We start from the raw sequence: 9,825 nt of genomic DNA on the forward strand, positions 1-9,825 counted from the left end.
TTAAAAAAAATTAAATTAAAATTAAAACTTCCTAAAGCAATTAAGCTAGGATTTTTTGTATGTTTATTAATGAGTTTATTAATGAGTTTTTTAATTTTTATTTATTTTTTGGGACAAGTTTTTCCATTCCACCCATGTACATTTGTAATGGTTGAGGAATTTTTACTGATCCGTCTTCTTGTAGTAGGTTTTCTAAAAATGCAATTAACATTCTTGGAGGAGCTACTACTGTATTATTTAAGGTATGAGCAAAATAATTTCCTTTTTCGCCTCTTAATCTTATTTTAAGTCTTCTTGCTTGAGCATCTCCAAGATTTGAACAAGAACCTACTTCAAAATATTTTCCTTGTCTTGGACTCCATGCTTCAACATCACAAGATTTTACTTTTAAATCTGCCAAATCTCCAGAACAACATTCTAGTGTTCTTACAGGAATTTCTAAAGATCTGAAAAATTCTACAGTATTTTGCCATAATTCATCATAAAATTTCTTTGAATCTTCTGGTTTACAAATTATAACCATTTCTTGTTTTTCAAATTGGTGGATTCTATAAACTCCACGTTCTTCAATTCCATGAGCTCCAACTTCTTTTCTAAAACATGGTGAATAAGAAGTCATTTTTAATGGCATATCGCTTTCTTCATTGATTGAATTTATAAATTTACCAATCATTGAGTGTTCACTTGTTCCTATTAAATATAAGTCTTCGCCTTCGATTTTATACATCATATCTTCCATTTCAGCAAAGCTCATTACACCTGTAACAACGTCAGATCTAATCATAAATGGAGGAATGTGGTATTCATATCCCTTGTCAATCATAAAATCTCTTGCATAAGAAAGAATTGCTGAATGAAGTCTTGCTATATCCCCTTTTAAATAATAAAAACCAGCCCCTGATGTGTCTCTTGCAGAATCTAAATCAATTCCATTAAAACTTTCCATAATGTCAACATGGTAAGGTACTTCATAATCTGGAGTTACATTTTCGCCAAATCTTTCAATTTCTACATTTTCGCTGTCATCTTTTCCTATTGGAACTGAATCATCAATCATTTGTGGGATAACTTGCATTTTTTCTTTTAATTGGTCTTGGAATTTTCTAGTATCTTCTTCAATTTGAACAAGTCTATCATTAATATCGCCTACTTCTTTTTTAACTTCTTCAGCTTCATCTTTTTTTCCTTGACCCATAAGAGCACCGATTTGTTTTGAAGTTTTATTTCTTTTTGCCCTTAAATTGTCTCCCTCAGTTTTTACATCCCTTAATTTTTGATCAAGTTCAATAACCTCATCAACCAAAACTAATTTTTCATCTTGGAATTTTTTCTTAATATTTTCCTTAACAAGTTCTGGATTTTCTCTCACAAATTTTATATCTAACATATTTCCTCCTAAATTTAAAAATAAAAAAAATCTCCTCCCAAAAGGGACGAGATTATCGCGGTACCACCCAATTTAATGAAATAAATTCATTCACTTTAATTTATAAGCTCAAAGACGGATTCATTAACTTTCACCAAAGATTTTCACCAACCATCTTCTCTCTAAAGGCTATTTTTAACTACTACTTCTCATCACAGCTCTATTCAATTATCTATAATATACTTTCATTTTATTTTTTTTCAAATTTCTGTAAATTTTTCAATTGCAATTTTAGGAAGGCCTATATCGCAAACAACAGTCTTATCCCTAAAATATCTATCTTCATAAAGACCCTTTTTAAAAATTTGCATACAAACAATTAAATCACTATCAACATAAGACCCATAATTATTTATGCCATTTGCATCAAAACCAGATGGCAAATCAATTGAAATTGTATAAATATTTTTCTCATTTATCAAATCAATAATATTTGCATAAATTCCTGAAACAGGCCTGTTTAAGCCAGTACCAAAAATCCCATCAATAATTGTATTAACCTTATCAAGATTTTCTCTTAAAAAATCCATATCCTCAATTGTCTCAATTGAATAAATTTCTTTAGTAAGATTTTTACAAGCATTATAATTAATTATAAAATCTCTGCTAGCCTTATTTTTGTTTCCAACAATATAAATATAACAATTTTTTCCAAGGGCAAGCAAATTTCTTGCAAGAGCAAGGCCATCTGCCCCGTTATTTCCACAAGAAACGACAATTGCAAAAGTCTGTCTTATATCAAGATTAATATTATCCATCACAGAAAGAGCTGCCCTTTCAACTAAACAAAGAGATGGTATTTTTAACTCATTTATTGCAAAATTATCAATTTTTTGCATGGTTTCACGATCTACTAAAAGCATATTTAACTCCTAAAATAAAAGTCTTAAATCATCTCCAAAAATTTCCATCACATCACTAGATCCAATAATTCTTGAATAAATTCTTGGACCATAGACTTCCATTATTTCATCTTCAGAATAATTTGATGAAAAAATTATGGGTTTTTTATTAATTATCCTGTCATTTACAATTTCAAAAAGATTTGCTTCATTAGAATTTCTATCATTTTCGCTTCCCAAATCGTCGATTATCAAAAGATCTGAGTCAAATATCAAATCATAGGATTCTTGTAAGTCTTGTTTTTTTTCAGAAAAAGCATACAAATAATCATTCATAAAAGAAAATAATTTTGTAGCAGTAAGGTAGAGGACTGAATAATTCCTATCCAAAATTTCTTTTGCAATAGAGTTTATCAAAAAAGTTTTACCTCTTCCAACTTCCCCGAAAATATATAGGTTTTTATAAACTTTCCCAAAATTATTAACATAATTTTTGGCATCTTTTCCAACCCTAATAATATTTTCATAAGGGCTTATAGGATAGTCCTTGTAGAGATTTTTTGAATACAAATTTGTATTAAAGGTCCTAAAATTTTCTCTTTTTAATAGACTACTTATATTTGATTGGGAATATTTTCTTTCAATAATTAATTTTTTCCTACACCTACAAGTTTCTGTATTTACAAAACCAGTGTCCTTGCAAATATCACAGTGATAATGGATTTTAAGATAATCTTTTGGGTAGGAATTTTTTACCAAGATTTCTTCCTTTTCCCTATCAAGCTCTTTTAACTTATTTTTGTAATCATCTACATTTTTACCACTTTGGGCTTCAATTGCAGCCCTTCTTCCCAAAGATGCTATTGTATTATCAATCACCCTCATCCTTGGAATTTTTTCATAGATTTCTTTTTTCTTTTTTCCTGATCTTCCTTATTTCTTATTCTTCTTTTTTCAATTATTCTTGAAATATTGTCATTGGGACTCATTATTTATCCTCTCCTTCAAGAATTCTCCTAAATCTTTCCTCTCTTGCTTTTTGGGCAAAAGCTTTTGCATCAAAATCTTTATTTTTTGACCTATAAACTTTCTTGGCACTTTTGTATTTTCTAGGAGATTTTTCCCTTAATAATTTTGCTCTTTCTTCTTTTATTTTTAAATCATTTAAAGAAAAAATACTTTGGTCTCTCCAAGTTTTCAAAAATCCCATTACATATTTTACATCAACATTATTTACTTCTTTAGCCTGCCTAAAGGCTTCTGTAACAAGCTCTGGGTCTTGCTTATATTCATCCAAGGTTTCATGAATCCTTCTAATATCTTGAGGTGTAAGTTGCCTTTGAATAATTCTTTCAACTTGGTCAAACATAACAGACTTTCTTTTGGAAATATCTAGCGTAGATTCAGACTTATTATCACTAGAATTTCCAAAATAAGCCTGTCTTAGGGAAATTATTTCTAGATAAACTTCACCATCTCCCACATCTTTTTTTCTAAATACTCCCATATTTGTCCAATATGAAATAATTTTTTCCATTTTTTCATCATCAAAGGCAAGTTGTCTTTTTATTTTTTCTAAATCAACTTGGCCTAGGGATTTTAAATCCTTGTATATTAGCAAAAAAGCTTTTAGGCTATCACCGTCTGCCATGGGTACATATGTATTTAAAAACATATTTTCAAAGGAAGTTTCCCCCATATCAAGACTTAAATTTTGAATTTTAAATTTCAAATTATTACCTTCCATCTTTTCTTATTCTCATTTTTGTAATCACACTATAAACTTTGCCATTTCTATAAAAAAAATTTTCACCATCTGGATTAATTTCTTGATTTTCAAAAACTTCTGCAGTTTTTCCCGTTTTCTTAAATCCTAATTTTTCATAAAGCTTAAAGGCCCTCTTATTAAAATCATTTACATCAAGGTCTAGTTGGTAGAATTTTAAATCATTAAAATAATAATCAAGTAAAATTTTCATAGCCTTGTAGCCATATCCTTTTGAAGTATATTTAGGATCAAAAACTATGCCCAATTCACTTTTTCTTAAAATTGGATTAAAATTTTTAAGGCCAATAAAGGCAATGAAAGAATCATCTTCTATTTTTTTAACTGCAAAATATCTTTTTCTATAAATATTTACATTCATAAACCAAACTTCACAATCAATTTGGGAAAAATTTCCATAATTATAGCCTTTGAGTCTTTCATCCTCATTCATATCCCATTTTCTTAAATCATAAGCATCGTCTAAGTCTAATTTTTTTAAATATATATGATCATCTTTTCCAATTATTTTCATCTTATTCTTCTTCGTGGCTTAGGTCTCTAAATGTTGTACATTGTTTGTGGAAAAATAATTCCATAAGTCCTGTCGGACCATTTCTATGTTTTGCCAAAATTACCTTTGCCACATTTGGATTATCATCTTCGTCATAATAATCTTCCCTATATAAAAGCATAACCACATCTGCATCTTGCTCGATTGCTCCAGATTCACGAAGGTCTGATAAAATTGGTTTGTGGTCAGATCTTTTGTCAGCCTCACGAGATAATTGGGCAAGTGATAAAACTGGACAGTTTATTTCTTTTGATAAAGATTTTAATCCCCTAGAAATTTGGGCGATTTCTTGTTGCCTATTATCAAATCTTCCCTCCCCTGTCATAAGTTGAAGATAATCAATAACAATTAAATCAAGACCTTCTTCAGCCTTTAATCTTTTACACTTACTTCTAAGCTCTGACAAAGTTATTCCTGCAGTTTCATCAACATAAATTTCTTTTTCTTTAATTTTTGTGATTGCATTTATAATTTCTATCCATTCATCAGCTTCCAAATTTCCTGTAATTATTTTTTCAAGATCAATCATAGAAACCATTGAAATTAATCTTTGATTTAATTGGTAGGTTGACATCTCTAGAGAAAAAAACGCAACAGATTTGCCAGCATTTGCTGCATTCCATGCCATTGTTAAGCCAAGGGCAGTTTTTCCCATAGCAGGTCTTGCTGCAAGTAAAATTAATTGGGAAGATTGAAGCCCTGATAATTTATCATCAACACTTGAAATTCCTGTAGTAACTCCAGTGATTTTTCCTTCATTTAAACTTAAAAGTTCTAATTGTTTTATAGTTTCATCCATTGTTTCAGAAACTCTTACCAGGCCATTATCAAGATTTTTTTGACTTATTTCAAAAATTCTTGATTCTGCCATCTCTATTACTTCCTTGGCATCCTTTTTTTGCTCGTAAGATTTTCCAACAATATCATCGCAAGCTGTGATTAGGGCTCTTAAAAGGGCTTTTTCTTTGACATTTTCACAGTATTGGTCCATATTTGGAGTATAAAATGAGGAGAGTGTTATTTCTACAATGAACTCCTCTCCTCCAACTTCTGTCAAGATGTTTTCTGATTTTAATTTTGATATAAGACTTACTTCATCTATTTTTATATCTTTTTGATACATATTTACTAAAGTCTTATAAATTCTTTGGCATCTTGAATCATAAAACTCATATGGCTTTACTAATTGTATAGCCTGGTCTATGGTTTCACTTTTTTTAAGTATACAACCAATTATGGCCATTTCTGAAGAAATATCACTAGGCATTTGCCTAAGAGATTCTTCCATTATTCAGCCTCAACATTCACTTTTAATTTTGCAGAAATTTGTTGGTAAAGCTTTATTGTAACTTCATATGATCCTAAAGAATCAATATCAGCCTTGTCAATTTTTTTCTTATCTACTTCAATTCCTTTTTCATCTAGAGCTTTTTTTAATATCCATATTTGTAATTGAACCAAATAATTTACCATTTTCTCCTGCTTTTACCATTATTGTTACATCAGTTTTTTCAATTTTTTCTTTATTTTCTTTAGCTTCTTTGATGTTTTTATCTTCTTCTTTTTTTAATTCTTCTAAGTGTTCATTAAGTTTAGCTAAATTTTCTTTATTTGCTTCTACTCCAAGATTATTTGGTAAAATAAAGTTTCTAAAATATCCTTGTTTTACATTTACTACTTCGCCTTTTTTTCCAATTTTTTTAACATCATCAGTTAGTATTATCTTCATAATCTTCTAATTCCTCCTCAAGGTATTCTTTTATTGCTTTTTTAAGCATAATTTCTGCTTCTTCTATACTCATATCAAGTTGGGTAGCAGCTGAGGTTAGATGGCCTCCTCCACCAATTCTTTCAAGAATTAATTGAACAGAAATATCTCCCAAGCTTCTTCCTGATATGTGAATTTTATCATTTGATCTTGTTAGAACAAAACTTGCCCTAACTCCTTTTATATTTAACAAATCATCTGCTGCTTGACTAGCTATAAGGGTTGACCCATCCATTTCCCTATTAAAATGGCCAATGGCTATAAAATCATTTACAACAGTTGAATCTGCTATTACCTCTGATTTATATTTTACTATTTGAAAATCATCTTTAAACATTCTTTTTATTATTATAGAATCTGCTCCCCATCTTTTTAAAATTGATGCAGCTTCAAAAGTCCTAACTCCAGTTTGGTAAACAAAATTTTTCGTATCAACAGTAAGTCCTGCAAGAAGGGCTTCTGCAACTGGGACTCTTGCCTTAAATGATTCATCAAAATAATTTAAAATTTCTGTTACAAGCTCACTTGCACTTGATGCGTAAGGTTCTATATAAGAAATTGTTGCATTTCTTATATAATCATTTCCCCTTCTGTGATGGTCTATTATTACAATTTGGTCAGTTTTATCAAGAATAGCAGGAGCTTCAGTAGAATTTTTTCTGTGATTATCTGTAACAATTACCAAAGATCCTTGGTCCATCATTTCTAAGGCTTTAATTTCTGTAACAATATCTTCCCTAAATCCTTCAAGATCTTCAATAGTTCTATTATAAATATTTTCAATTGGTTTATTTATTCCATTTAAAACAAAATAACAATCTTTTCCAATACTTTTTATTCCCTCATACATTCCAAGGGCTGAACCAAAAGAATCCATATCTGGATTATTGTGACCCATTACAAAAACTTTTGAAGAATTTTCAACCATTCTTTTAATTGCTTGAGAAATTACACGACTTCTTACTTTGGAAATTTTTTCTGTAGCCTTTGATTTTCCTCCAAAATATTCGTAATTGTCTCCTTCTTTAATTACAACTTGGTCCCCACCACGAGATAAGGCTATATCTATAGAAACTCTAGATTCTTCATAAATATCTATTGGTTTTGATCCAGAAAGGCCTACTCCTATTGATAAAGTTGGTTCTATTGAATTACCTTTTTTAACTTCCCTAACCAAATCCAAAATTTTAAATTTACTTTCATAAATTTTTACATAATCGTCATAATGAATCATTACCATGTACCTATCATTTTCATATTTTCTAACCATGGCTCCATATTGTTCAAAATAATTCATTATAATTTTATCAATTTCACCTGTAAGCGATGACCTATCACTTGCTTTTGTTGATTGTCTTAAATCATCATAATTATCTATATACATTGAAAGAACTACAAGTCTGCGGTCTTTAAATATTTTTTTAATATTTTCATCACTTGTATTATCAATTCCATATACAAAGGTCAGTTCCTTACCATATTTTTCTCTTTTTATTGTAGAGTAATAAAACTCATAGACCTTATCATATATATTTACGCTTATAGCCTTATCAGATTCTTTTGTAAAATCTATATCATTAAAATCTGGGACAAAACTATTAATGCTTTTTCCTATCAAATTTTTGGCTTCAAAAAGTTCCTTAAAATTTGAATTGTGCCACTTTATTGTTTTTCCCTCTTCCAAAATTACAATTGGAAATGGTATTTGAAAAACTACATTTTTTGTAATTTCATCAAATGAATAATCCATCTCGTCTATATAGGCTTGGAAGAAATCTTCATTATTCTCATCTATCTTTTTTATGTAAAAATACAGTAAAGCCACAAGGATAAGACCTATAGTTGCAAATATTTTTTCATAAAAAAACAAAATTATAGATATAAGAAGGGGTAGGGCTAGGATAAATATATAATTTTCTCTAGTAAAATATTTTAATTTTTCTTTCATGCTACCTCACTTTTTTCCTTAAATTAATAAACACATCTATTATGCCAACCAAGGCTATAGCCTCAGATATATAGGCAAATAGTAAAAATATAAATAGGTAATTTAAAAATTTTGAAACTTTATTTCTCCTAAATGAAATAAAATAATCTATCAATAATGCCCCATTTAAGACAAATATTGATTTTAAAGTTACTATTGTATTTAAGATTATAAATTCGTTTGAAGTTTTTAATAACTTACAAACAATTACAGCTAGGATTAAAAATCCAAATATAAGACTTAAATCTTTTGGAACAAGCCTTATGGTATTAATTTTTCTTAAATCTCTTATTTTTTCATATTTAAAATTCAAGTAGTTTCTAACTAATTTCAAGGATATAATACTATAAATTAGTGAAAAAATAACAACAAATGATGGAATTGTTTTTAAACTTTTTTCTATCATTTCCTTATCAATTTTTATGTTTTGTCCAGTAATTATTTTTTCAAAATCATTTGTAAGATTTTCAATATTTATACCAGACTTATAGTAAAGATACCCAATTATTGACAAAGATAAAACTGACAAAATTACAGTAAGAGTTTTTATGCTATACTTATCTGTCTTATTTTTCTTTATCAAATCAAACAAGAAGTTTCCAAAAATTATCATAGGAAACATTATGTATAAGCATATCTCCATATTAAAAATAGAAGAAAACAATGCTGAAGTGAATAAAAATATCATTTTATTCTTATCATTCATCTCGTACAATTTTATAGCTGTAAAAATTGGAATAAAAAATGCAAATATCAAATAATAAGATGATAAAAATGCTAAAGATACATTTATCAATCCAAAAATTATACTAGCTATTTTTTTATTTTTATTTAAATATTCATTCATAAAAATCCTTTCTTTTAGAAAGATTATCACATAGATTATACAATTTTTAGAAAAAAAAGCTAACCTAAATAATTTTAGGCTCAGACTGTTGACAAAGTATACAAATCCTCATGCAAAGAATATCATACGAAAAATTGATTTGATTTCAAATTTGAAAATTCGTTAAAAATCGCACTGCTCGAGCATTAGCGAGTTTGCGATTTTAGAATTTCAAATTTAGAAATCAACAATTTTTGGAGTTAGATGTTCGTGCTTGAGGGTTTGTCTAAGTTCTGAATCTAAATAATTCTAGGCTAGCTTATCTTTAATAATTTAAAATTTTAAATTTTATTCCTGTAATTTATAAATTTATCACTTGTCCTATCTCTAGGATAAGGAAGATCTATATCTACAATTTCTTTAACTCTTCCAGGTCTTGGCTCCATTATTATAACTTTAGATGACATATAGACAGCTTCTTCTACGTCGTGAGTTACCATTATCATTTAAATTTTTTATTTCTTGCCTATTAAAATTTAAAATTTCATCTTGCATATTCATCCTTGTAAAGGCATCCAAGCTTCCCAAAGGCTCATCTAACAAGGAAAACTTCTGGCCTTGCAATCATAGTCCTAAT

11 protein-coding genes and 1 other annotated feature are annotated in these 9,825 nt (G+C 28.6%); all 11 genes read right to left on the reverse strand.

From position 1 onward, the window contains the following. Positions 1-97: 97 nt before the first annotated feature. Positions 98-1,387, reverse strand: a complete 1,290-nt coding sequence (gene serS, locus ANHYDRO_RS01500) for a serine--tRNA ligase (protein WP_004812773.1) — start codon at positions 1,385-1,387, stop codon at positions 98-100. Positions 1,388-1,426: 39 nt separating this feature from the next. Continuing rightward, positions 1,427-1,591, reverse strand: a binding site (T-box leader). Positions 1,592-1,626: 35 nt separating this feature from the next. Then, a complete protein-coding gene (locus tag ANHYDRO_RS01505; protein ID WP_004812776.1) occupies positions 1,627-2,289 on the reverse strand; it encodes an NAD(P)H-hydrate epimerase in 663 nt (220 codons plus the stop codon). A gap of 9 nt (positions 2,290-2,298) precedes the next feature. Then, positions 2,299-3,153, reverse strand: coding sequence for an ATP-binding protein (locus tag ANHYDRO_RS01510; protein WP_004812778.1), 855 nt, complete (start codon positions 3,151-3,153; stop codon positions 2,299-2,301). A gap of 103 nt (positions 3,154-3,256) precedes the next feature. Next, on the reverse strand, positions 3,257-4,015 hold the full coding sequence (locus ANHYDRO_RS01515) for a DnaD domain-containing protein (RefSeq protein WP_004812780.1): 759 nt from the start codon (positions 4,013-4,015) through the stop codon (positions 3,257-3,259). After that, on the reverse strand, positions 4,005-4,568 hold the full coding sequence (locus ANHYDRO_RS01520; protein ID WP_004812783.1) for a GNAT family N-acetyltransferase: 564 nt from the start codon (positions 4,566-4,568) through the stop codon (positions 4,005-4,007). Before ANHYDRO_RS01520 ends, ANHYDRO_RS01515 begins: the two co-directional genes overlap by 11 nt. 1 nt (position 4,569) lies before the next feature. After that, positions 4,570-5,895: a replicative DNA helicase gene (gene dnaB / locus ANHYDRO_RS01525; protein WP_004812785.1), complete on the reverse strand. Its 1,326-nt coding sequence runs from the start codon at positions 5,893-5,895 to the stop codon at positions 4,570-4,572. Next, the gene (locus tag ANHYDRO_RS11395; RefSeq protein WP_392389397.1) at positions 5,895-6,080 is read right to left on the reverse strand and encodes a 50S ribosomal L9 C-terminal domain-containing protein; all 186 of its coding nucleotides are present in this window, start codon (positions 6,078-6,080) and stop codon (positions 5,895-5,897) included. The genes dnaB and ANHYDRO_RS11395 overlap by 1 nt, the downstream gene beginning before the upstream one ends. Beyond that, positions 6,025-6,336, reverse strand: coding sequence for a 50S ribosomal protein L9 (gene rplI, locus ANHYDRO_RS01530; RefSeq protein ID WP_004812789.1), 312 nt, complete (start codon positions 6,334-6,336; stop codon positions 6,025-6,027). The genes ANHYDRO_RS11395 and rplI overlap by 56 nt, the downstream gene beginning before the upstream one ends. Further along, entirely contained in the window at positions 6,317-8,323 is a 2,007-nt protein-coding gene (locus ANHYDRO_RS01535) for a DHH family phosphoesterase (protein ID WP_004812790.1), read from the reverse strand. The genes rplI and ANHYDRO_RS01535 overlap by 20 nt, the downstream gene beginning before the upstream one ends. Position 8,324: 1 nt before the next feature. After that, on the reverse strand, positions 8,325-9,209 hold the full coding sequence (locus ANHYDRO_RS01540) for a DUF2232 domain-containing protein (protein ID WP_004812792.1): 885 nt from the start codon (positions 9,207-9,209) through the stop codon (positions 8,325-8,327). Positions 9,210-9,529: 320 nt separating this feature from the next. Then, the gene (locus tag ANHYDRO_RS10260) at positions 9,530-9,694 is read right to left on the reverse strand and encodes a hypothetical protein (RefSeq protein ID WP_004812793.1); all 165 of its coding nucleotides are present in this window, start codon (positions 9,692-9,694) and stop codon (positions 9,530-9,532) included. Between the last annotated feature and the right edge of the window lie 131 nt (positions 9,695-9,825).

Source organism: Anaerococcus hydrogenalis DSM 7454 (assembly GCF_000173355.1).
GTDB lineage: Bacteria > Bacillota > Clostridia > Tissierellales > Peptoniphilaceae > Anaerococcus > Anaerococcus hydrogenalis.

What these genes read in the sequence shown, in the direction of transcription:
- ANHYDRO_RS01540 (WP_004812792.1), bottom strand. Translation starts at nt 9,209, where the DNA reads ATGAATGAATATTTAAATAAAAATAAAAAAATAGCTAGTATAATTTTT.
- ANHYDRO_RS11395 (WP_392389397.1), bottom strand. Translation starts at nt 6,080, where the DNA reads ATGGTAAATTATTTGGTTCAATTACAAATATGGATATTAAAAAAAGCT.
- serS (WP_004812773.1), bottom strand. Translation starts at nt 1,387, where the DNA reads ATGTTAGATATAAAATTTGTGAGAGAAAATCCAGAACTTGTTAAGGAA.
- dnaB (WP_004812785.1), bottom strand. Translation starts at nt 5,895, where the DNA reads ATGGAAGAATCTCTTAGGCAAATGCCTAGTGATATTTCTTCAGAAATG.
- ANHYDRO_RS10260 (WP_004812793.1), bottom strand. Translation starts at nt 9,694, where the DNA reads ATGATAATGGTAACTCACGACGTAGAAGAAGCTGTCTATATGTCATCT.
- ANHYDRO_RS01505 (WP_004812776.1), bottom strand. Translation starts at nt 2,289, where the DNA reads ATGCTTTTAGTAGATCGTGAAACCATGCAAAAAATTGATAATTTTGCA.
- rplI (WP_004812789.1), bottom strand. Translation starts at nt 6,336, where the DNA reads ATGAAGATAATACTAACTGATGATGTTAAAAAAATTGGAAAAAAAGGC.
- ANHYDRO_RS01535 (WP_004812790.1), bottom strand. Translation starts at nt 8,323, where the DNA reads ATGAAAGAAAAATTAAAATATTTTACTAGAGAAAATTATATATTTATC.
- ANHYDRO_RS01515 (WP_004812780.1), bottom strand. Translation starts at nt 4,015, where the DNA reads ATGGAAGGTAATAATTTGAAATTTAAAATTCAAAATTTAAGTCTTGAT.
- ANHYDRO_RS01510 (WP_004812778.1), bottom strand. Translation starts at nt 3,153, where the DNA reads ATGAGGGTGATTGATAATACAATAGCATCTTTGGGAAGAAGGGCTGCA.
- ANHYDRO_RS01520 (WP_004812783.1), bottom strand. Translation starts at nt 4,568, where the DNA reads ATGAAAATAATTGGAAAAGATGATCATATATATTTAAAAAAATTAGAC.